A 20,832-nucleotide genomic window follows, 5' to 3' on the forward strand; every position below is an offset into this window, starting at 1 on the left:
GACATTCAAGTGGACAGCTTTCTGTTATACGCCCTCGCGGCCGGCCTCGGCATCGCCCTGCTGGCCGGCCCCCTCGGTAGCTTCGTGGTATGGCGCAAGATGGCCTATTTTGGCGACACCCTCTCCCATGCCTGTCTGTTCGGCATCGCGCTGGGCATCCTGCTGCAGGTCGATCTCACCCTGGCGGTGGTGGTCTGCTGCCTCGCCATGGCGATGCTGCTGGTGATCATGAGTCGCAACCAGCAGGTGGCCACCGATACCCTGCTCGGCATTCTGGCCCACAGCGCCCTGTCCCTCGGTCTGGTTACCTTGAGTTTTATGGATAACGTGCGGGTGGATCTGATGGCCTACCTGTTTGGCGACCTGCTCTCGGTACAACCGATGGACCTGCTCTGGATCTACGGCGGTGGCGCACTGGTGCTGCTCACCCTGTGGCGACTGTGGGATCCCCTGCTCTCCATGACCATCTCGGAAGAGCTGGCACGGGTCGAGGGGATCCGGGTCGATGTGCTGCGCTGTGTATTGATGCTGCTGATTGGGCTGGTGATTGCCGTGGCGATGAAGTTTGTCGGGGCGCTGATCATCACCTCCCTGCTGATCATCCCCGCCGCCACCGCCCGCCGCTTCAGCCAGACGCCGGAGCAGATGGCTGGCTTTGCCGCGCTGATCGGCTGTCTCGCCGTGCTGGGGGGGCTGACCCTCTCCTGGTATCAGGACACCCCAGCTGGGCCTTCGGTCGTCGTCTGTGCCACCAGCCTGTTTGTACTGAGCCAGTTCAAGAGAGCGTAACGGTGCAGGCTAGAGCGGCATGCTCTGGCGTGTCTCCATCATCAGCCACTGGCGCAACCGGCTGATGGCAGGCTCATGAGCCCGCGAGCGCTTGCAGGTGAAGTAGAAGGCATCCCCCGTCTCCAGCTGGTGTACCGGCAAGGCCACCAGCTGGGGATCATCGGGCCGCAGCATGTAGTCATTCACGAACGCCACCCCCTGATCCCAGGCAGCCGCCTCCATCGCCAGCAGCACATGGCTGAAATGGTGCATCCGCGCCTCGTCCGGGATCACCAGCCCGCCCGCCTTGGCCCAGCGCTGCCAATCCTCGCCCCGCGCCTTGTAAATGGACTGCACCGAGAGCAGCGGCAACTGCCAGATGGCCTCAGGCCACTCCCCGCAGATCTGCTGCAACAGGCGGCGACTACAGACCGGAAAGAGCCGCTCCTGATAGATAAGGTCGTGGCAGTAGCCCCGACCGTGGGGTGAGACGGTGATAAAGCAGTCCGCCACCCGATCGGAAAGTTCGGGATCTTCCGCCACCATCTCCAGACTCAGATCCAGCTCGGGGTAGAGCTGGCGCAATCCGGCCAACCGCGGGATCAGCCACTTCACCGCAAAGGAGCTGTAGACCGCGAGGCGCAGCCGCATCTCGCCGCCACCGCGCAGTTGCTCGCTGCTCTGGGCTATCTGGCCGAGGCCGGCGGCAATCCCCTCGAAGTAGCTCTCCCCCTGTGGCGTCAGCGAGAGCAGCCGCCCCTGACGCAGTAGCAAGCGTTCCCCCAGAAAATCCTCCAGCAGGCGGATCTGGTGGCTGACCGCACTCTGGCTGACGTTCAGTTCAAGGGCGGCACGGGAGAAGCTGAGCAGCCGGGCCACTACCTCGAAATATTGCACCGCACGCAGAGGAGGAAGCTTCATTATCTAAATATCTCATGGGTGGTCATTTTTTATCATTTTACTGGATAAAGGCCCCCGCGCTACCCTCCCCTCATCTGAAGTGGGAGGTGGTATGAATGCAGTAGGGATCGGCATCCTTTATCTGGTGCTGGGCAATATGGTGGCGGTCTTTTCCGATGCGCTGGTCAAGGTACTGGAGCCGGATCAACCCATCTTCCAGTTTGTCTTTTTTCGCCAGCTCTCGGCCGCCATTCTGCTGATGCCCTGGCTGCTCTGGTCATGGCGCCGCAACCCGCCGGTGGCCATCAAGTGGCACCTGCTGCGGGCTCATATCTGGGCGGTCGGCGTCTGCCTGATGGTGGTGGCCCTCACCCGCTTGCCGCTCGCCACTGCCAATGCCCTCTTCTATGCCGCCCCCCTGATGATGGTGCCGCTGGCAGTGTGGATGGCGGGGGAAGCGATCTCGCGCCAGAAGGTGCTGACCGCGGTTATCGGGTTTATCGGGGTATTGATCGTGCTGCGCCCGACCGAGGTGAACTGGGCCGCGCTGGCGGCGCTTGGGGTGGCGCTGTCGATGGCGCTCAACAATCTGCTGATCAAGCGGATCCCGCTCAAGCAGCCCATCGCCCAGACCCTGTTTTTCACCAACGTGCTGAGCATGCCCTTCATTCTGGCGCTGGCATTGTGGGAAGGGGGCAACTGGCAGTGGCAGATGTGGTGGCCCGCTTTTGGCTCCTCGGCGCTGATCATGGTCTATGCGGGATTATGCGTGGTGGCCTATCGCAAGGCGGAGGCGAGCAAGATCGCCTCGGCGGAGTACACCGGTCTGCTGATGGCGGTGGCCATCGGGGTGTGGCTGTTTGACGAGCAGCCGGGCCTGCCGCTGCTGCTGGGCTGTATCTGCATCGTCCTGCCGCTCATCGCCATGGCCCGCAGCAAACCAAAACCGCTGGCCGAGCCAGCGCTCTAATACTCAGGGTCTCCCCAGAAGCGGGGCGACCCTTTGCTGCAGATGGGGGACGATCTCCTGCTCGAACCAGGGGTTCTTCCTGAGCCAGAGGGTGTTGCGCGGGGAGGGATGCGGCAACGGCAGCCAGCCGGGGCCATAGTCGGCCCAGCTGCGCACCGTATCGGTGAGCGATCCCTTGGCTGCCCCCCGCAGATAGTAGGCTTGTGAATATTGGCCGATCAGCAGGGTCAGCTCAATATTGGGCAGCAGCATCAGCACCTTGTCGTGCCAGGTGGGTGCGCACTCGGGTCTGGGTGGCAGATCGCCGGATTTTCCCCTGCCGGGATAGCAGAGACCCATCGGCATGATGGCGATGCGGGATTCGTCGTAGAAGGTGGCCTTATCGACACCAAGCCACTGGCGCAGCCGGTCACCGGAGGGGTCATCCCACGGGATACCGCTGGCATGCACCCGGGTGCCGGGCGCCTGACCGATGATCAGCAGCCGGGCACTCTCGGCCCCGCGGATCACCGGACGAGGCCCCAGCGGCAGATGAGCCTCGCACAGACGGCAGGCCCTGATTTGCTCAAACAACTTATCGATTCGCTGCATGACGTTGATAGTACCAGCATTTCCCTGTTTTCCCTCTTGTGGAAACAGGGCGCACCCCCTACTATCGCCATGGGTGTTTAATTTAATAAACGGACAATAATGAAAAACTGGCTAGGTACCGGCACCGCGACCCTCTCCTTCATCCTGTGGGGGATGCTGCCGCTCTATTATCAATTCATGCCCGAGGTCAACATGTGGGAGCTGCTCTCCCACCGGGTGCTCTGGTCTGTGGTGCTGCTGGGTGCCCTGTTTTTGCTGCTTGGCCACAAGGTGCCCTGGGCACAACTGCGCAGCGAGCCGCGCCAGCTCGGCCTCATTCTGCTGGCGGGCCCCGTTATGTCCATCAGCTGGTGCATGTTCACCTGGTGCCTCACTACCGGGCAGGTGCTGACCACCAGCCTCGCCTTCTTTATGACCCCGCTGTTCAATATCGTATTCGCCGTCATCTTCCTAAAAGAGCGGCTCACCCCGCAAAAGCATCTGGCGGTCGCCCTGGCGCTGGCGGGTCTCGCCTACATGCTCTTCTGCTACGGCCAGCTCCCCTGGTTCTCCCTCATCATGGGGGCCAACTTCGCCTGCTATGGCCTTATCAAGAAGAAGATCCACTACGACACCGGCACCAGCCTCTATCTGGAAGCCATGGTGCAACTGCCCGTCGCGCTGATCATCATCGGCACGCTGGCATGGCACGGGGAAGGGGCATTCGTGAACGGGGATCTGGCCGACAAGCTGCTGCTGATGGGCAGTGCGCCCGCTACTCTGCTGCCGGTGGGGCTGTTCTGCTATGCGGTGGCGAGAACCCGGATGAGCACTGTGGGACTGCTGCAATATATCGAGCCCAGCCTCGCCTTCCTGCTCGCCATCTACTGGTTTGGTGAGGCGCCGGACCCCATCAAGGCGGTCGGTTTCGCCTTCGTCTGGGCTGGTCTGCTGGTGAGCCTGTTGCCGCTACACCGGCTCAAGCGCCGCCCTCAGAGCGTGCCGCGATAGGACTCCAGCACCTTGTGCCAACGGGGATCCCTATCCATCTGCTCGGCGATGTCGTTGAGGGTGGCATGCAGCTCGGGGCGAGACTTGGGCAGCAGGATATGGCGGGTATAGCTGGATTGGGGGAAGGGTGAGATAAACAGCTTGCCCTGATAGTGCTGTGCGTCGATGAAAAAGCCCAGCGATGAACCACTCACCAGCGTCACATCAATGCGGCCGCGCACCAGCAGCTCAAGATTGGTCTTCACCTTCTTGGCATCCTGACGTACCAGCTCGCCGCGGCTGGCCGCATCATCGATCCCCTGATAGCGGTAGCCCTCCACCCCGCCAAACACCAACCCCTTGAGGGAGTCGGGTCCGCGATAGGTGACTGGGTTATCGATGTTCGAGACCAGCTCGTTGGTGTCGCGCATCACCGGGAAAGTCCAGAGATAGCGCTCGCGATGGGTATCCCCCACCCAGGCGGGATTGACCCAGACCACCAGACCGTCAAAGTCTGGATCCGCCATCTCCAGCGCCAGCCGGGCGCGATTGACCAACCAAAGCTCGATTCTGGGTTCACCACCCAGCTTTTCATTGAGATACTTGACCAGCTCGCGGCTCAGCCCTGCATCCACTCCGGTGTTGAAGGGGGGATGCTGATGATAATCATAGAGACGGATCGTCTCCCCCAGAGCCGGGACCGACAACAGTAACCACAACCAAAACCAGACTCTCATCGCACCTCCTTGAGCTGCCTCTGAGTTTGGCACAGAGAATTTGAATGAGAGAACCCGCGACCACCACTCCAGCGCCGCAACCATCCGCCCCTTCCCGCTGGTCTGTCTATATGGTGCGTACCGCCACCGGCCTGCTCTATACCGGGATCAGCACGGAGCCGCTGCGCCGTCTTCGTCAGCACCAGAGTGGCAAGGGCGCTCGCGCCCTGCGCGGCAAGGGGCCACTGACGCTGGCGTGGCAACAGGAAGTCGGCGAGAAGGGGGCGGCTCTGCGCATCGAATATCGCCTCAAGCAGCAGCCAAAATCCTTCAAGGAGCAGCTGATCCACAGCCCGGCACTCTGGCAGAGCTGGAGCCCCCAGTGGTTACCCGCAGCCACCCAGCCTTGAGGACGACAGGCAAAAAAAGGCCACTCGATGAGTGGCCGGAAAGGGGAAATCAGGGAGCATCACACAACGTCTTGCACAACCTCAGGCGGGTTAGAGGTAGGTATTGGAACGCTTGCTGCGGTTGCTGATCAGCCAGCAAACCGCCAGCACCAGCAGCAACCAGGGGGCCAGCTTGATGATCAAAGCAAGCATGCCGCCCAGCGCCCCAAGCAGCACAAACAGGCCGCTCACCAGCAACATGGCTACCAGGGTAAAACCGGTCAGTGCCATGACCAGCAGCACCACCAGCAATATGAAAAATTCCAGCATAACTTGCTCCTTATCAATACCTTCTCTGCCGGCTGATCAACCCTTCGGTCAATCCAGCCAGCGCTTCAATTCATAACGGGGCGGCATCACCAGCACCGCCAGCAGATAGGCGGCCAGAGCCAGCGGCGGCATCAGGATCAGGGCGAGCAGTGCCACCACCCGCACCGTGACTCTGGAGACCCCCAACCGCCTGGCAATACCGGCGCAGACCCCGGTCAGCTTGCGATGCACCAGATCCTTGGGCCAGGGGCTCATGATTACACCTCCGCCTTCTGGCCTTTGAGGCGAGCCAGCTCGCGCTCGATCTCGTCATTGAGCTCCAACTCGCGGAACTGGGCATCCAGCGAGGGATTCTGCCCCAGGGTGGCCGCCTCCAGCTGGGCTTCCAGCTGATCGACCCGGCCCTGAAAACCATCAAAGCGCGCCATCAGCTCATGCATGCGCTGGTTGTCCACCTGGGCGCGGGCACGAATGCGGCTGTGGGCTGTCTGCTCGCGCAGGGTCAGCAGTTTCTGCTTCTCGCGCGCCTCGGTCAGCTTGGCTGCCAACCGCTCGCTGTCGGCGGTGAGCTGAGCCAGCACCTCGGCCACCCGAGCCTTGTCCTGCTCCAGCTGTTCACATTTTTTGACCTCCGCCAGCTTCTCGGTGAGGGCGGCGCGGGCCAGATCCTCACGTCCCTTCTGAATGGCGAGCTCGGCCTTGGCCGACCACTCCAGGATCTGCGCCTGCAACGCCTGCTGGTGACGCTCCAGCTGCTTCTGTTCGGCAATCACGCGGGCGGCCTGGGTACGCATCTCGACCTGCACCTGCTCCATCTCTTCGATCATCAGGCGCAGCATCTTCTCCGGCTCTTCACTCTTGTCGAGCAGGCTGTGCAGGTTGGCATTAATCACGTCGGTCAGGCGGCTGAATACGCTCATGGTCTGGCTCCTTGTTGATGGGATGGCTATCTCTTCCCATTGCATTACAAGAGCCGTGCCAAGAAAAATTATTGTTGTTTTACATATAGATGGGAATTTACCGAGGAAATTCAAGAAGCGTTTATTGGTGAGAATAGCCAACCAGGTGGTGATTTTTACCAATAAAAAAGGGAGCATCTTGCTCCCTTGTCGATTCGTCTGCGCTATCCGTCAGGCGGCGTGGCTGTGGCCCAGCTTGCTGTCCAGTTCAGTCAGCTTGGCCTCCATCCGGGCGCGGCAGGTGTCGGAGAGATCGCGAATGCCGCTGGCACCGTGCTCCTTGCTGCAGACCGGGGCCATCACTTCCACCAGCACTTCGCCGTTGTCCCAGCGATTGAGGTCGACCTGACCAAAGTAGCTGGAGCAGACGATGGGCACCACGGGCACTTCAGCCTGCACCGCAGTGTGGAAAGCGCCCGCCTTGAACGGCAGCAAGCCACGCCCCTGGGAGCGGGTCCCTTCCGGGAACATCCAGATGGAAGTGCCACGGTTCTTGATGCGATCCACCACCTGACCTATGGTGCCGATGGCACGGGAGCGGTTGGAGCGGTCAATCAGCACGTTGCCGGAGAGCCAGAAGATAAGGCCGAACAGCGGCAGCCAGAGCAGGCTCTTCTTGCCCACCGCCACCACACCGGGCTGCACCGCACCGGTCACGGTGAAGATGTCGAAGTTGCTCTGGTGGTTGCAGACGTAGACCGCCGGGCCGACCGATTTGACCTCGTCGGCCACCGTCACCTTGACTCGCAGCCCGATTAGCGGGCAGACCGCGTGATACATGCGGGCGAAGACATAGACGTTGTTGGGATGGCGCGGACGAACCAGACAGAGCAGCAGGCCGAACAGGAACCAGAAAATGAGCAGCAGACCAAGCAGCAGCACACGGGCAATTTTGAGCATCGAACACCTCGAGTTTTAACTCGGCGCAGTATACTGATCCCCCTTTTAGCGAACAAGCGTTCGCCAAACAGAACCGACCACCCTCCCCGTCGCGCCACCACACAGTCCTGCACATCAATACGCCGCCGACTTGCCCCACCCGCCATTGGTCGTTAGGATGGCCCCATCTTGATTGACGGGGCGAACATGATTTTGCAACAACGGGTAGCGAAACATCTCCTGCTGCTGGTCTGCCTGCTGGTGCTCAATTGTGCGGCCCAGCCGCTGGCCCGGCTTGCACTGCTCGATCACGCCCTCAGCTGTCAGGCACTGCCCGTTCCAGGCTCGGCAACGGATCAAGAGGATGCCAAACCGGCCAGCCCGCAACCCACCAGCTGCCAGCTCAACGGCAAGTGGCTGAGCGCCGCCACCCTGCTCTGCGTCGAACAGCTCTTCTTTGCCGTCGCCCTGCTGATCGCCCTGCTGGCCCCCCTTTGGCGCTACACACCGCCACTGCCCCCTCCCAGAGTCATCTCGCCGCCCGAGCGGCGTCTGCACCTCACCCTCTGCGTCTGGCGGGAATGAGTTCGGCAGCGTTCTTTCGTTAGCTGTCACTCAATTTTTGCGAGACCAAAAAGATGTCGAATCTCTTCAAGGCGGCCCTGCTACTGGGCGGTCTGCTGTGGCAATCCATGGGATTGGCCAGCGACACGGGCTGGCTCACCAGCCCACAGAATGATCACGCCCGGGTACGTCTGCAGGCCGACCGCAGCACGGCAGATCAGACCCGCATCCTGCTCGATGTCGAGCTGGAGTCAGGCTGGAAAACCTACTGGCACAGTCCGGGAGAAGGGGGGATTGCCCCCCAGATCCTGTGGGATGAGCCGGTCGGTGACTTTCAGTGGCGCTGGCCGGTGCCACGCCACTTCGAGGTAGCCGGGCTCAGCACCCAGGGTTATCAGGGGGAGGTGACCTTCCCCCTCAGCCTCAACTATCCCGCAGGGCAACCGCTCAAGGGAACTCTACGCCTATCCACCTGCAGCAATGTCTGCATCCTGACCGACTTTCCCTTCACCCTGGCGGTGGATGGGCGAGCGCCAGCCGGTTTCGACTTCGGCTGGGCCAAGGCCATCAGCAACCTGCCCCAGCCGCTGCCTGCCGAGACCCGGATCGAGCTCGGTTATCAGCACAACCAACTGCAACTGCGCGCCGAGCGGGCAGAGGGCTGGCAATCACCAGCGCTCTTTATCGATGGGCTGGAGGGTGCCGAGTTTGGCAAACCGGCGCTTGAGGTCGAAGGCAACACCCTGATCGCCCGGGTGCCGGTGAGCGATGGCTGGCAGGGGGATGCGCCGGATCTGCGCGGCCAATCCCTCGGCCTGCTGCTCACCAGCGGCGAACAGGCGTGGCAGGGCAAGGGGACGATCGGCGCGCCACTCGCACTGCCCAACCAGAGCCATTCGCTGTTCTGGTTGCTGGGAGCAGCGCTGCTCGGCGGCCTGATCCTCAACCTGATGCCCTGCGTGCTGCCGGTGCTGGCGCTCAAGCTGGGAACTGTGTTGCAACATCAGCAGCGTGAACAGGGCGCGGTGCGCAAGCAGTTCCTCGCCGCCAGCGCCGGGATCATCGCCTCCTTCTGGGTGCTGGCGGCCATGAGCAGCCTGCTACGCGCCACGCAAGGGGCCGTCGGCTGGGGCATCCAGTTCCAGAGCGCCGGTTTTATCGGCTTGATGGTGCTGGTCACCATGCTGTTTTGCGCCAACCTGTTGGGGCTGTTCGAGATCCGCCTGCCCAGCGCCCTCAGCACCCGCCTCGCCACCAGCGGCGGCAACGGCCTCGGCGGTCACTTCCTGCAGGGGAGCTTCGCCACTCTGCTGGCAACCCCCTGCTCGGCCCCCTTCCTCGGCACTGCGGTAGCCTTTGCGCTGGCGGCGCCGCTCGGCCAGCTCTGGCTGATCTTCACAGCTTTGGGGATTGGCATGAGCCTGCCCTGGCTGCTGGTGGCAGCCCTGCCACGGCTCGCCCTCTGGTTGCCGAAACCGGGGCGCTGGATGAACCATCTGCGCATCCTGCTCGGCTTGATGATGCTGGGCTCCAGCCTCTGGCTCACCAGCCTGCTCGACAACCATCTCGGCAGCTATGCCACCGGCTGGCTGATGGTTGCCATGCTGCTGGCACTGCTGATTGGCATCATCTGGCGTTACGGCATGCGCGGCTTCACACTGGCGATCGCCCTAGCAGCCCTGATTGGCAGCCCCCTGCTGCTGAGCGGTGCCTTTAGCGCGCAGGGCTCGGCCAGCGTTGACAAGGTGGTCTGGCAGCCGCTCTCTGAACGCGCCATCACAGATGCGCTGGCCCAGAACAAACGGGTCTTTATCGATGTCACCGCCGACTGGTGCGTTACCTGCAAGGCCAACAAATACAACGTGTTGCTGCGCGATGAGGTACAACAGGCCCTCTCGGCCCCCGATGTGGTGGCCCTGCGCGGCGACTGGAGCAAACCGAACGACACCATCGCCGCCTTCCTGCGTAAGCGGGGCGCGGCGGCCGTCCCCTTCAACCAGATTTACGGCCCGGAGTTGCCGCAGGGGGTCACGCTGTCACCCCTGCTCGACAAGGACGATCTGCTGACCACATTGCACAAGGCTGGCCTGCTTCAGGCTGGCACCACCCGATTTTAAGGAGCAACCATGAAACCGACTCTTAGCGCCCTGACCCTGCTGGCCTCCCTTTCCGCAACCCTGCTGGCTCCGGCCCTGCACGCAGCCCCTTTCACCCCGGAGCAGGAGGCACGCATCAAGGAGCTGATCCGCGAGACCCTGATCGCCAACCCCAAGATCCTCGACGAGGCCGCCGAATCCTGGGAGAAGCAGAACGCGGCAGCCCAGGAGGCGCAGCTTGGCAACTTCATCAAGGGCAACAAGGATGTGCTGTTCAACAGCGCCACCAGCCCGCGCCTCGGCGCCAAGAACCCCAAGCTGACGCTGGTGCTGTTCACCGACTACAACTGCCCCTACTGCAAGCAGTTCGATCCCCAGCTGACCAAGCTGCTCAAGGCCTATCCGGACGATCTGGGGCTGGTGATCAAGCTGCTGCCGTTCAAGGGGCAGACCTCCGCCAAGGCGGCCCAATACAGCCTGACCCTGTGGCAGCAAGATCCCGCCCGCTTCCTCACCCTGCACGACAAGCTGATGAGCAAGCAGGGGATGCTGACCGAGGCGGATATCAACAAGGCGCTGGCCGCCACCGGCAACACCGCGCTCAAACCGGCCGCCAAGGCGACCGAGGAGCTGCGCAACAGCCTGCGCATCGGCACCATTCTGGGGGTACAGGGCACACCGGCGACGCTTATCGGCAACCAGCTGGTGCCGGGCGCCATCCCCTATGAGGAGCTGGAGCAGCTGGTGAAGGCCGAACTGGCCAAGCAGGGGTAAGGGATGACCACCAATCCTCAACCCCGCTGGCGCCGCTGGGGCAAGGAGGCGCTCTGGCTGCTGCTGATGGCGCTGGTCATCTCGACCCTGCTCGATCTGTGGCGCAGCCCGACCCTGCCAGAGGGGGCGATGAGCGCCCCCGTCACCCTGCAGGATGGCAGCAGCACGGATCTCGCTACCTTAAGTCAGGGCAAGCCGCTGCTGGTCTACTACTGGGCCAGCTGGTGCGGTGTCTGCCGTTTCACCACCCCGGCGGTGCAGCAGCTCTGGCAGGAGGGTGAAAACGTGCTGACGGTGGCGCTGCGCTCCGGCAATTCGGAGCAGTTAGGCAAGGGGATGAGCAAGAAGGGGCTCACCTTCCCGACCCACAACGACGAGTCGGGAACGCTGGCCGCCAAGTGGCAGGTAGGGGTCACCCCGACGTTCCTCGTCATCAAGGATGGGACGCTTGTGAGCAGCACCACCGGCTGGAGCTCGAAGTGGGGCTTGCAGCTGCGGCTCTGGTGGGCGTCGCTCTAGCCAAGCAGCATCGTTGCCTGCAACAGGGCCATCCCACCGGATGGCCCTTTTTTATGCCGACATTTTTATCCCGACATCAGACGGGAAGCTGCATCCCGCGCACCTGCTCCAGCAAGGCGGTCACCGCCACCGATCGCAACGCATCCGGGGCGTAGCAGAGCCCCACCCGCCGCTTGAAGGAAGAGGCCGCCAGCTCGGCGACCGTACAGCCGTGCGGACAGAGGGAACGGGGCAACCAGGCAATCCCCGCCCCGGCGGCCACCATGGTTGCCGCCAGTCGCAACGACCCTGCCCGCCGCGGATAGAGGGGCGCCTGATTGCCGAGGATGGCGATCAGCCGCAGGTGGGAGTCGTGGCGCGGGCAAGTGACCCAGGGCTCGTCCGCCAACGCTGCCGGTGTGAGCGCTCCCTTGCCCGTCAGCGGGTGATCCGGCGGCAGCACCAGCACAAACTCCTCCTCCAGCAGGGGGATAAAGAGCTCGTCGCCACAGCGCAGGGATTCGCACCCCAGCCGCACATCGCCACAACAGCCCTCCTCCAGGGTCAGCAGGATCTCCTCGTGGGCGAGCGCCCCTTGCACCAGCGCCCCCACCACGCCATCACCAAGGTCTGCCTCAATCCCCACCGTCAGCTCGAGGCAGGGGGAGGTTTCACGAAACTCGCGGGCGAGGGAGTCGGTGTCGGCGATCAGCCGCTTGGCACGGGGATAGAGCCGGTGGGCCGCTTCGGTCCCCTCCACCCCGCGCGCCTGCCGCACAAACAGGGTCACCCCCAGCTCATCCTCCAGCGTTTTGATGGTGGTGGAGAGGGTGGGTTGGGTAATGAAGAGGCGGGTGGCCGCCGCCGTGATGTTGCGCTCCTCGAAGACAGCCACAAACGCACGCAGGGTTCGCACATCCATAGAATTCACCTATACCAGACAGTCATAAAAGCCATTTTTCACGGCGACACTGGGCAAATATAGTGGCTTACCAGCCACAAGGCATCTCAATTTTCTATATCAGCGTCTATCAACAGCGTCAGGAGCCATCATGCGCCATCTCTCTGTCATCGGCCTCGGGGCCATGGGCTCCGCCCTCGCCACCACCTTGCTCAAGGCGGGCCATCCGGTCACCGTCTGGAATCGCAGCGCCGCCAAGGCAGCCCCGCTGCAAGCGCTGGGTGCGACTCTCGCCCCCTCGGTTGGCGAGGCTATTGCCGCAAGCGATATGACCCTTGTCTGCGTCGATAACTACGCCGTCAGCCAGCAGTTGCTGGACGAGGCGAGCGATGCGGTGGCGGGCAAGCTGCTGGTGCAGCTCTCTACCGGCAGCCCGCAGGGGGCCAGAGCGCTGGAGAGCTGGAGCCACGCCCGCGGCACCCGCTATCTCGATGGCGCCATCCTCTGCTTCCCGGATCAGATCGGCACCACTGATGCCAGCATCATCTGCTCGGGGGCCAGCGCTGCCTTTAGCGACGCCGAGCCGGTGCTGCGCCTGCTCGCCCCCACCCTCGACCATGTGGCCGAGGCGGTGGGCGCCGCCGCGGCGCAAGATTGTGCCGTCGCCGCCTACTTTGCCGGTGGTCTGCTCGGTGCCCTGCACGGCGCGCTGATCTGCGAGGCAGAAGGGCTGCCGGTGGCCAAGGTGTGCGCCCAGTTCAGCGAGCTCTCGCCCATTCTCGGTGGCGATGTGGCCCACCTTGGCAAGACGCTCGCGAGCGGCGATTTCGATCACCCCTACGCCAGTCTGAAAACCTGGAGCGCCGCCATCAGCCGCTTGGCCGGTCATGCCACCGACGCCGGGATCGACAGCCGCTTCCCGCGCTTTGCCGCCGATCTGTTTGAGGAAGGGGTGGCACAAGGGTTTGGTCAGCAGGAGGTGTCAGCCCTCATCAAGGTGCTGCGGGCGCGCAATGGAGCGGCACAATGAACGAGTTGACCAACCACACCCCAATTGCACTGGTCACCGGCGCCGCTGGCGGGATTGGCCGCCAGCTCTGCATCGGGCTGGCCGAGGCGGGTTATCGGGTGATCGCCACCGATCTGGCTCCTCACGCTTTCGACCATCCCGAGATCCACTTTCACCCGCTCGACTTGCGGGACGAGCAGGCCATCGAACGCCTCTTTGCCGAGGTGCGCGCGCAGCATGGCGGCGTCCATCTGCTGATCAACAACGGCGCCATCAGCAAGTTCCACACCCGCTTCGAGGAGCTGAGCGCAGCCCAATTCGATCAGGTGATGACGGTCAATGTGCGCGGCGCCATGCTCTGCGCCCGCGCCTTTGTGCAGGCCAACCGCGGGTTGCCCTATGGTCGCATCATCAATATCGCCTCCACCCGCTGGCAGCAGAACGAACCGGGTTGGGATGCCTACGGCGCCTCCAAGGGGGCGCTGGTCGCCCTCACCCAGTCCCTCGCCAACTCGCTGGCCGACTACCCCATCACGGTCAATGCCATCAGTCCGGGCTGGATCCAGGCGGAGGATTACCACACCCTGACCGAGGCGGATCATCGCCAGCACCCGAGTGGCCGGGTCGGTCGCCCCGACGACATCACCCGCGCCTGCCTCTTTCTGGCGGATCCTCGCAACGACTTTATCAACGGCGCCAATCTGGTGGTCGATGGCGGGATGAGCAAGAAGATGATCTACCACACATCCGCCTCCTTCTGGGAGGAGTAACCCCTGCGGCGGCAGCCTTACCCCGGCCTGCCGCCCACCCCTTTCCTGCCCGTTTTTTCATCGCTTTTGCCCCGCAGCCCTTGCACTGGCCAGACCGACTGGCAACAATAGACGCTCAACTGACCCCTCTTCATCTCGCCCGTTAATTGATCGCCCAACTCATCGCGTTGGCGGGCTGTTTCCGTTAAAATGACGGGTTTTTGCCGTGCCTGGTTTGCCAATCCCCACCATCAGGCACTCGCAGCGTGAATCCTATGATGCCAGTGATGCAGGATCTGCCATGAACAACTACTTTCGGGTGCTGGGCGTCAAGTCCAACGCCAGCGAAAACGACATCAAGAAAGCCTATCGTCGGCTGTCGAACCAGTACCACCCCGACAAGCTGCACGGGGCCAGTGAAGAAGAGAAAGAGCAGGCAGCCATCAAGCTGCACCAGGTAAAGCAGGCCTATGAAGTGCTGTCCGATCCGAAACAGCGGGCCGCCTTTATCAAGGATTTCAACAACGTCATCGTGACCGACCCCGCCTCCGCCATGCAGGAGATGTGGGATCAGTTCTACCCCTGAAACAGCAGGCAGAAAGAGCAACTATGCAAAAGAGATGGGACCAGGCGCGGCTCAAGTCGCTGCAAAGCGATGCCAGCGAAAACATCGAATCCTACCGGGATCAGGACGACCCCAAGGGGCTGGAACAGTTCACCGATCAGATGAAGAGCCTGCTGCTGGCCGATATGAGCATGCTGGAGTTTATGCCCGAGTATCTGCCGCTGGCCCTCTATGGCCGGGTGCAGTTCCCGGCCAAGGCCAAGTCGCAGTGGAACAAGTGGCTCGCCAGCGGCGAGCAGCCAAGCTGGGACGAGTTCAAGGTGAGCGTCGGCTTCAACAACGCCGCCCTGCCGCTGGTCAAGGCGGTGCGGGCCCAGAGCGAAGATCAGCTGATGGAAGCCTGCGCCGTGCTGTTCCTGCTCGACAACCCGCTACCCCGCGGTAGCCACCGCGGCGATGACGACTATGAGCTGCGCGACGAAGAAGATGAAGACGGGGAAGATGCCGACGCCGACTACCACGGCGGCAGTGACCGCTATGGTGATGACGACGGCGATCAGGATATGTACGACGAAGTCCGTTTCTAATTGGGGCAAGGCATGAGCAACAGTCTGATAGAAATTACCGCCATCGAGATCAAAGAGCTGGCCGTTATCGAGCCGAAGCAGGCCAGCGAGAAGTTCGAGCTGATCGCCAAGACCATGTCTGACGACCAGCTGGCAGAAGTGATTGAAAACATTGATATCGTTACCCTGACCCAGATTAACGGCCAGCACGACATCTCCTTCCCCTCCATCATCTCCGAGCTGATGACCCCGGAGCGGATCCGCGACATCGTCTGCCAGCAGCCGCTCTACTGGGAAGAGGCGATCAAGAACAACGCCGACGAGCTGCAACAGCACACCTTCGACTTCCTCAACTACCTGATCCGCACCCAGGATAGCGAAGCCAAGCAGCGCGAGATCCTCGAGTGCGTGGCCGAAGATCCGGCCGGTCTCTTCTACCTCGCCATCCCCTTTATCGAGTTCTATCGCGGCGAACGCTATGAAGAGGACGAAGGCTATCGCGACGTGCTGCACGCCGAAGAGGAAGATCTCGAAGAGTCCCTGCGCTACAGCGAGCGCCAGCAGAGTGAGGATGTCCACGACTACGCGCTGGACGACCCGCGCAGCCTCTTGATGCTCATTCGCGAGCTGGCCCCCGAGGTGGAGAAAGCCATCAAGGCGCTGCTGCGCAACGAGCACTCAACCTGGGACGGCATCATCAACAAGTTTGCCGCCGAGCTGGTGATGCAGGCCAAAGAGAAGAACAAGGTCGAGGAAGACGAGTACGGCGACGTCGACGACATGTTCAGCTTTCTGGATTAAGGAGCCCATTCATGCAGTTAGTCATTCGCGATGCCAACCGGGGCCCCTTTCTGACTCAGGTGCTGCGCTTTGGCCGCGACAATGAACGTTTGAGCGAGCAACAGCTGGCCGCCATCAAGGGCAAGGCGGTGCTGATGAGCCTCAAATTCGCCGACAAGTACTACAACAAGTACAAGATGCACCTGCTGGAGCAGGCGGCCCACGACGTCATCGGCGTGGTGAGCCTCGGTCTGCAGGAGCTCTCGGCGCGGGATCCGACCAAGGCGCTGGCGCTGCTGCAGGCGCCGGAAGGCCCCATCAAGCCGTTCCAGAAGGGCTGGTCAATGCTCATCACCGTCAGCCCCAAGCAGGCTGGCAACAGCCTCTACGGTGACGTGGATGCCCGCCTGCTGGACAAGATCTCGAGCCCGCCCGATGTGGAGGAGTGGCAAGGGTGGCAGGAGTACGAGAAGGCGCTGAGCGAGCACAACAAGAGCCGCCTGATGGATCTCATCGACCAGCACTTCTTCGCCTGCGAGAGCGACCACCCCACCATGGAGGACAAGCTGGCCGAAGCGCTGCTCTACCGCATCCTCTGCGGCAAGGGCAGTGGCGCCGCCCCGCTCAAGGTGAAGCAGGATCTCAAGCGCAAACTGGCGCGGGAGATTGAGCTCGACGAGCGCTGGTACGACACCGACTACCTCGCCGCCCAGCTGGCCCTGATGCTGAATGCGCTGCCCGCCGACATGGCCGCCGCCCTGCGTCAGGAGCTGAGCCCGGGCTTTGTGCCCAACCTGCTCCACACACTCGGCTTTGTGCGCCAGTACCAGCTGCTGCAAAAAGAGAACGCCTCGCCGGAGAAGCTCGACAACGTCGAGATGCGCGCCGGTCTCAAGCACCCGCTACTCGGCTGGCCGCTCTACCACGACTTCTAAGGCCGCTTTCGCCGCCCATCAGTCGCACCACAACGCCCGGCCTGCCGGGCGTTGTTCTATCCTCCCCTCACCCTCTCGACAGCAAAGAGAGAACACACGCAAGTCACCCTGCTGCGCCCCCTTCTCTTACCGATATTTATTCACTCAATACCCAAGGATGAATAAACAACCTGCGATACAACCGCTTGGCGCCAGCTGCGTTTCGGGACAACAAAGCGGGATGCAGATCCCGCTACAGCGCCAGAATCAGCACCAAATAGCCGACTGGATCACATCAACCGTGCCGCAATCGCGTGGTAAGCCGAGCTACAACCACGACTCAATCACGCATAAAAAGGCGGAATAGATCAATAAAAAGCAATTAATCGCGCCGGATTAAATTTCAGGTATGGCTATTTGCACCGCTTGGCCGCTAAATGACAGACCGGCCTTCAGACCAGCATGGAAGCGCACAAGGCTAGCCGGCAGCAGACCGGCACGCTCTCAGGACGAGTAATGACTTTCTTCTCTCACAGGAGACAGACCGTGAGCGCTTCGAATCAACACCCCACCATTCCCCCCGGCTCCGGGGCGCTGTTCTTTATCCAGACCTTCTCGACCCTGGGGTTTGCCGTGCTCTACTCCACCCTGGTGCTCTACGCCACCAAGCGGCTCGGCTTTAGCGAATCCCAAGCCAATGCCATGATGGGGGTCTTCGGGGCCTTCAACTATGGCCTGCACCTGTTTGGCGGTTATCTCGGCGGGCGCTACCTCAGCAACCGCAACCTGTTCGTGATGGGGATGGTGCTGCAGGTGATCGGCTGCTACTTCATCGCCGAGATGGGGATCACCGGCCTCTACTGGGGGCTCGCCATGTTCCTTACCGGCAGCGGCCTCAACGTCACCTGCCTCAACATGATGCTGACCCAGCGCTTCGCCCCGGATGATCACCGCCGCGAGAGCGCCTTCCTATGGAACTACGCCGGGATGAATCTGGGCTTCTTTATCGGCTTCACGGTGGCGGGCTACTTCCAGCTCACCGAGGATTACCGCACCCTGTTCCTGTTTGCGACGCTGGGCAACATCATCGCCATCATTGCTACCTTCGCCTGCTGGCCGATTCTGGCGGATATCAGCACCCCGCTGCGCCATATCAAGGGGAGCGGTTTCTACCGCCGCATGCTGGCCGGGATCGCCATTCTGGCCATGCTGGTGCCGGCGCTGCGTCTGTTGCTGACCCACGCCAGCTTTAGCGGCAGCTTCGTGCTGATCCTGGGGGCCGTGGTGCTGGTACTGCTCTGCGTGATGACCGCCCGCCACCCGGACGCCGCCGAGCGCAGCCGCATGGTGGCCTATCTGATCCTCGCCTTGGGATCCCTCATCTTCTGGTCGCTCTACCAGTTGGCGCCCATGGGACTGATGCTCTTCTCCGAGCACAACATCAACCTCAACGTGTTCGGGCTGCGGGTCGCCCCCCAGTGGATCCAGAACATCAACACCCTCGTCATCGTTATCGGTGGCCCGCTGATGGCGCTGCTATTCAAGCGACTGCGCGAACAGGGGTGGAATATCGATATCCCCTCCCAGTTTGCCGCCTCCCTGTTCTGCATGGGGCTCGGCATGCTGGTGCTGCCGATCGGCATTCATCTGGCGGGGGCAGACGGACTGGTCGCCTTCAAGTGGATCGCCATCAGCTATGTGCTGCAGAGCTTTGGCGAGCTGCTGATCTCCCCCATCGGCTACGCCATGATTGGCAAGCTGGCCCCCGCCAGCCTGCAAGGCTTGATGATGGGCTGCTGGATGATGGTGACCGGCATCGCCTCGGTGCTGGCGGGCTATGTCTCCGGCGCCATGCCGCAAAATATCGGCAACACCCCGGTCGCCACCAACCCGGGCTACAGCTCGGTGTTCAATATGCTGGGCTGGGGTTCGCTGGCAGGCGGCGTGGTGTTGCTGCTGCTGGTGCCCCGCCTGCGCCAACTGATCGCCTCGAAAATTGCTCCGCCACCGGCGGCGACAGCTATCCCCACCTAATCCGTTTGAATCACTTGGCGGCGTGAGCCACAGACAAGACCAGAGGCCCCGCAATCATGGATTGCGGGGCCTCTGCTTTTGGTGGCATGGATCGTTTAGACTTCGCTAATCAGCGCAAATCGCCTTATCCAGCAAGGCAATCCGGTTACCTTCAGGATCCTGAAATTCGGCCACCTTGATGACTTCCCCCACCCGGGTCACGGGGTAAAGCAACCTGGCGCCCGCCGATAGCGCATCTGCCATCACCCGCTCAATATCGTTCACCGTCAGATAAATACGCGTGCCATCCAGACTCGGGACATAACTCTCCCCTCTGGCCAACGCACCAGAGCAGCCTTCGGCACCGTCAATAAGCGGAAATAGCGCCATCTCATTGCCATCGATATCAGCACGCTCGAACTCGATATCAAAAACAGCAGAATAAAAGGCGATTGCCCGCTGCATATCCGCCACCGGAATCTCGAAATGCATCCCAATATTGACCATCGAACCCCTTCCTTGTTAGTTAGCGAAAGCGCCGTGCAGGCAGAATCATGCCCCCATTATTGCCATGAAGCCATCCATCAGGGTCAAAAGACCAGATGGTGCGCTGAGAAGCACGATCTCGCAGGGGACAAGTGCATGCCAACCTTTGGCCCTAGTTGTCACGCCATACCAAAATGGCTGCGATCTCTGCTCCCTTCTCCCACTCTTTGCCATAGACAAGGGAAGACGGGTCGGGGATGAGGGGGCAAACCATCGACAAGCAGCAGTGCGTTAAATCAAGCAGGAGCGCGTAGGGTCGATTAGCAAAGCGTAATCGTCCGCACCGCAATCTCGGTGGCTATAGACATAGAGAAGAGATCAGCTGGAGCACATGTAGAATTGCGGCAACCTGTTTTCGCGATCATCTGATTACACTTCGCTAATCAGACCTACGGGCTATGTCTCGCTAATCAGCCTTTTGATAAAACAAAATTAAAACAACATCCAACAATATATTCCACCGTTACCAACAAAGCTGTATTCACGCTGAACAGCCTCAATTAAAACCTTAACTTTTACCTGCAATTTCATCAGGATTAATTAAAATTTAAAAACCAAATAACTCAATGAGAATGGGACGAGGATGAGAGTATTCATAGTCGCTGCATGCACAATTTTCCTATTTGGGTGTGTAAGCCAAACATATTGTAGCGATGAGAAATATGCTGCAGAAAAAGAACGTTTCAATTATGCAAAATGTAGTGCTGCTGTCGCAGCTGATGTTGTATTGGTAACCGTGATGATCTTGGGAGCTGCGGGAGCAGCTCAGAACAATACCAACAACTCTTCAAGTTATACAGGTAACTGTGCTTGCCCAGGTGACCTTGATGCCCAAGGAAATCGATGTGGCTTACGAAGTGCATATAGCCGAGCTGGTGGTGCAGAACCATACTGTGAGGGAAGAATGTAATGCGTTTATATCTGATAACCATTAGCTGTTGTATTTTTATAACTGGATGTGCAAAACCATCCGCAGCTCAGTTTTCATATTATTATCCCAATAATGCTTGGGATGCCGCACTTCTATTTACTATGGATTGTAATGATTACATAGACTCGCAGACGTGTTTTAATAAAAAGGCTGAGTTAGGTGACATTTATAAAAGTACCTTCTCGATTATGAAATCTCATGATGAAAAAAAATATAACTGCATAGAGCATAAATCTGTCGAAGTTATAGGAGATGATTTTATTGAGTATGTTGAGATAAACAATCTTAAATACTCATCGACCTCTGACTCATTGATATCATGGTTCAAAAACTACAGTTGTAATTCATGAGGTTAAGCATGAAGAAATAACTGCGTTAGCTATTTATAATAAACCGTAAAATAATTTCCGGATATAAGTACAAACAATGACCCTCAAAGTGATTATACACTCCCT

At 60.7% G+C, this 20,832-nt stretch carries 24 protein-coding genes; 15 read left to right on the top strand and 9 right to left on the bottom strand.

Annotated features, from left to right (window positions below; translation table 11 throughout):
* Positions 1 to 9 precede the first annotated feature (9 nt).
* On the top strand, positions 10 to 789 hold the full coding sequence (gene znuB / locus AB5Y86_RS15065; protein WP_005354863.1) for a zinc ABC transporter permease subunit ZnuB: 780 nt from the start codon (positions 10 to 12) through the stop codon (positions 787 to 789).
* 9 nt (positions 790 to 798) lie between these two features.
* On the opposite strand, the gene AB5Y86_RS15070 is transcribed toward znuB, so the two are convergent.
* Positions 799 to 1,689 carry a LysR substrate-binding domain-containing protein gene (locus tag AB5Y86_RS15070; protein ID WP_069526908.1) on the bottom strand — a complete coding sequence of 297 codons (891 nt, stop codon included), beginning with the start codon at positions 1,687 to 1,689 and terminating at the stop codon, positions 799 to 801.
* Between the two features lie 91 nt (positions 1,690 to 1,780).
* Here AB5Y86_RS15070 and AB5Y86_RS15075 point away from each other — a divergent pair, with 91 nt between their 5' ends.
* Entirely contained in the window at positions 1,781 to 2,638 is an 858-nt protein-coding gene (locus AB5Y86_RS15075) for a DMT family transporter (RefSeq protein ID WP_021231711.1), read from the top strand.
* Between the two features lie 3 nt (positions 2,639 to 2,641).
* Here AB5Y86_RS15075 and AB5Y86_RS15080 read toward each other — a convergent pair whose 3' ends face one another.
* On the bottom strand, positions 2,642 to 3,229 hold the full coding sequence (locus AB5Y86_RS15080; RefSeq protein WP_021231710.1) for a uracil-DNA glycosylase family protein: 588 nt from the start codon (positions 3,227 to 3,229) through the stop codon (positions 2,642 to 2,644).
* A 99-nt stretch (positions 3,230 to 3,328) separates the two neighbouring features.
* On the opposite strand from AB5Y86_RS15080, the gene rarD reads away from it, so the two are divergent.
* Positions 3,329 to 4,219: an EamA family transporter RarD gene (rarD, locus tag AB5Y86_RS15085; RefSeq protein ID WP_368193240.1), complete on the top strand. Its 891-nt coding sequence runs from the start codon at positions 3,329 to 3,331 to the stop codon at positions 4,217 to 4,219.
* Here the strand turns inward: rarD and AB5Y86_RS15090 are convergent.
* A complete protein-coding gene (locus AB5Y86_RS15090; protein ID WP_368193242.1) occupies positions 4,201 to 4,935 on the bottom strand; it encodes a substrate-binding periplasmic protein in 735 nt (244 codons plus the stop codon). The genes rarD and AB5Y86_RS15090 overlap by 19 nt on opposite strands.
* 44 nt (positions 4,936 to 4,979) lie before the next feature.
* On the opposite strand from AB5Y86_RS15090, the gene AB5Y86_RS15095 reads away from it, so the two are divergent.
* Positions 4,980 to 5,324 (top strand): GIY-YIG nuclease family protein, encoded by a 345-nt coding sequence (locus tag AB5Y86_RS15095; RefSeq protein WP_304520506.1) that lies wholly within the window; start codon positions 4,980 to 4,982, stop codon positions 5,322 to 5,324.
* Between the two features lie 90 nt (positions 5,325 to 5,414).
* On the opposite strand, the gene pspG is transcribed toward AB5Y86_RS15095, so the two are convergent.
* From pspG to AB5Y86_RS15115, 4 genes are all read right to left on the bottom strand, one after another.
* Positions 5,415 to 5,633 carry an envelope stress response protein PspG gene (gene pspG / locus AB5Y86_RS15100; RefSeq protein ID WP_005335871.1) on the bottom strand — a complete coding sequence of 73 codons (219 nt, stop codon included), beginning with the start codon at positions 5,631 to 5,633 and terminating at the stop codon, positions 5,415 to 5,417.
* A gap of 48 nt (positions 5,634 to 5,681) precedes the next feature.
* Positions 5,682 to 5,888, bottom strand: a complete 207-nt coding sequence (locus AB5Y86_RS15105) for a PspC domain-containing protein (RefSeq protein ID WP_005335873.1) — start codon at positions 5,886 to 5,888, stop codon at positions 5,682 to 5,684.
* 2 nt (positions 5,889 to 5,890) lie between these two features.
* Entirely contained in the window at positions 5,891 to 6,553 is a 663-nt protein-coding gene (pspA, locus tag AB5Y86_RS15110) for a phage shock protein PspA (protein WP_304520505.1), read from the bottom strand.
* A 210-nt stretch (positions 6,554 to 6,763) separates the two neighbouring features.
* The gene (locus tag AB5Y86_RS15115) at positions 6,764 to 7,492 is read right to left on the bottom strand and encodes a 1-acylglycerol-3-phosphate O-acyltransferase (RefSeq protein WP_005335875.1); all 729 of its coding nucleotides are present in this window, start codon (positions 7,490 to 7,492) and stop codon (positions 6,764 to 6,766) included.
* Positions 7,493 to 7,678: 186 nt separating this feature from the next.
* Between AB5Y86_RS15115 and AB5Y86_RS15120 the strand changes: the two genes are divergently transcribed.
* Genes AB5Y86_RS15120 through AB5Y86_RS15135 form a run of 4 tightly spaced genes read left to right on the top strand, consistent with a single transcriptional unit; the run spans position 7,679 to position 11,424 of the window.
* Positions 7,679 to 8,056: a hypothetical protein gene (locus AB5Y86_RS15120; protein ID WP_108570753.1), complete on the top strand. Its 378-nt coding sequence runs from the start codon at positions 7,679 to 7,681 to the stop codon at positions 8,054 to 8,056.
* A 53-nt stretch (positions 8,057 to 8,109) separates the two neighbouring features.
* Positions 8,110 to 10,152: a protein-disulfide reductase DsbD gene (locus AB5Y86_RS15125; protein WP_150389741.1), complete on the top strand. Its 2,043-nt coding sequence runs from the start codon at positions 8,110 to 8,112 to the stop codon at positions 10,150 to 10,152.
* A gap of 9 nt (positions 10,153 to 10,161) precedes the next feature.
* The gene (locus AB5Y86_RS15130; protein WP_005354886.1) at positions 10,162 to 10,905 is read left to right on the top strand and encodes a DsbA family protein; all 744 of its coding nucleotides are present in this window, start codon (positions 10,162 to 10,164) and stop codon (positions 10,903 to 10,905) included.
* Positions 10,906 to 10,908: 3 nt separating this feature from the next.
* The gene (locus AB5Y86_RS15135) at positions 10,909 to 11,424 is read left to right on the top strand and encodes a protein disulfide oxidoreductase (RefSeq protein WP_150389743.1); all 516 of its coding nucleotides are present in this window, start codon (positions 10,909 to 10,911) and stop codon (positions 11,422 to 11,424) included.
* 76 nt (positions 11,425 to 11,500) lie between these two features.
* Here AB5Y86_RS15135 and AB5Y86_RS15140 read toward each other — a convergent pair whose 3' ends face one another.
* Positions 11,501 to 12,325, bottom strand: coding sequence for a LysR family transcriptional regulator (locus tag AB5Y86_RS15140; protein WP_368193245.1), 825 nt, complete (start codon positions 12,323 to 12,325; stop codon positions 11,501 to 11,503).
* Between the two features lie 130 nt (positions 12,326 to 12,455).
* Between AB5Y86_RS15140 and AB5Y86_RS15145 the strand changes: the two genes are divergently transcribed.
* The 7 genes from AB5Y86_RS15145 (at position 12,456) to AB5Y86_RS15175 (ending at position 18,921) form a co-directional block, all read left to right on the top strand.
* The gene (locus AB5Y86_RS15145; RefSeq protein WP_279500870.1) at positions 12,456 to 13,334 is read left to right on the top strand and encodes an NAD(P)-dependent oxidoreductase; all 879 of its coding nucleotides are present in this window, start codon (positions 12,456 to 12,458) and stop codon (positions 13,332 to 13,334) included.
* A complete protein-coding gene (locus tag AB5Y86_RS15150; RefSeq protein WP_368193247.1) occupies positions 13,331 to 14,083 on the top strand; it encodes an SDR family NAD(P)-dependent oxidoreductase in 753 nt (250 codons plus the stop codon). Before AB5Y86_RS15145 ends, AB5Y86_RS15150 begins: the two co-directional genes overlap by 4 nt.
* Positions 14,084 to 14,363: 280 nt before the next feature.
* A complete protein-coding gene (locus AB5Y86_RS15155) occupies positions 14,364 to 14,648 on the top strand; it encodes a DnaJ domain-containing protein (RefSeq protein WP_005343121.1) in 285 nt (94 codons plus the stop codon).
* Between the two features lie 23 nt (positions 14,649 to 14,671).
* Positions 14,672 to 15,214: a hypothetical protein gene (locus AB5Y86_RS15160; RefSeq protein ID WP_042032639.1), complete on the top strand. Its 543-nt coding sequence runs from the start codon at positions 14,672 to 14,674 to the stop codon at positions 15,212 to 15,214.
* Positions 15,215 to 15,226: 12 nt separating this feature from the next.
* Complete coding sequence (locus AB5Y86_RS15165) at positions 15,227 to 15,994, top strand: hypothetical protein (RefSeq protein WP_139733520.1); 768 nt, start codon at positions 15,227 to 15,229, stop codon at positions 15,992 to 15,994.
* A gap of 11 nt (positions 15,995 to 16,005) precedes the next feature.
* Positions 16,006 to 16,908: a hypothetical protein gene (locus AB5Y86_RS15170; RefSeq protein ID WP_368193249.1), complete on the top strand. Its 903-nt coding sequence runs from the start codon at positions 16,006 to 16,008 to the stop codon at positions 16,906 to 16,908.
* Between the two features lie 525 nt (positions 16,909 to 17,433).
* A complete protein-coding gene (locus AB5Y86_RS15175) occupies positions 17,434 to 18,921 on the top strand; it encodes a peptide MFS transporter (protein WP_368193251.1) in 1,488 nt (495 codons plus the stop codon).
* A 105-nt stretch (positions 18,922 to 19,026) separates the two neighbouring features.
* Here AB5Y86_RS15175 and AB5Y86_RS15180 read toward each other — a convergent pair whose 3' ends face one another.
* The gene (locus AB5Y86_RS15180) at positions 19,027 to 19,407 is read right to left on the bottom strand and encodes a VOC family protein (protein ID WP_368193253.1); all 381 of its coding nucleotides are present in this window, start codon (positions 19,405 to 19,407) and stop codon (positions 19,027 to 19,029) included.
* Between the last annotated feature and the right edge of the window lie 1,425 nt (positions 19,408 to 20,832).

The sequence above is a fragment of the Aeromonas sp. s8 genome, assembly GCF_040907785.1.
In the GTDB taxonomy this organism is placed as follows: domain Bacteria; phylum Pseudomonadota; class Gammaproteobacteria; order Enterobacterales; family Aeromonadaceae; genus Aeromonas; species Aeromonas veronii.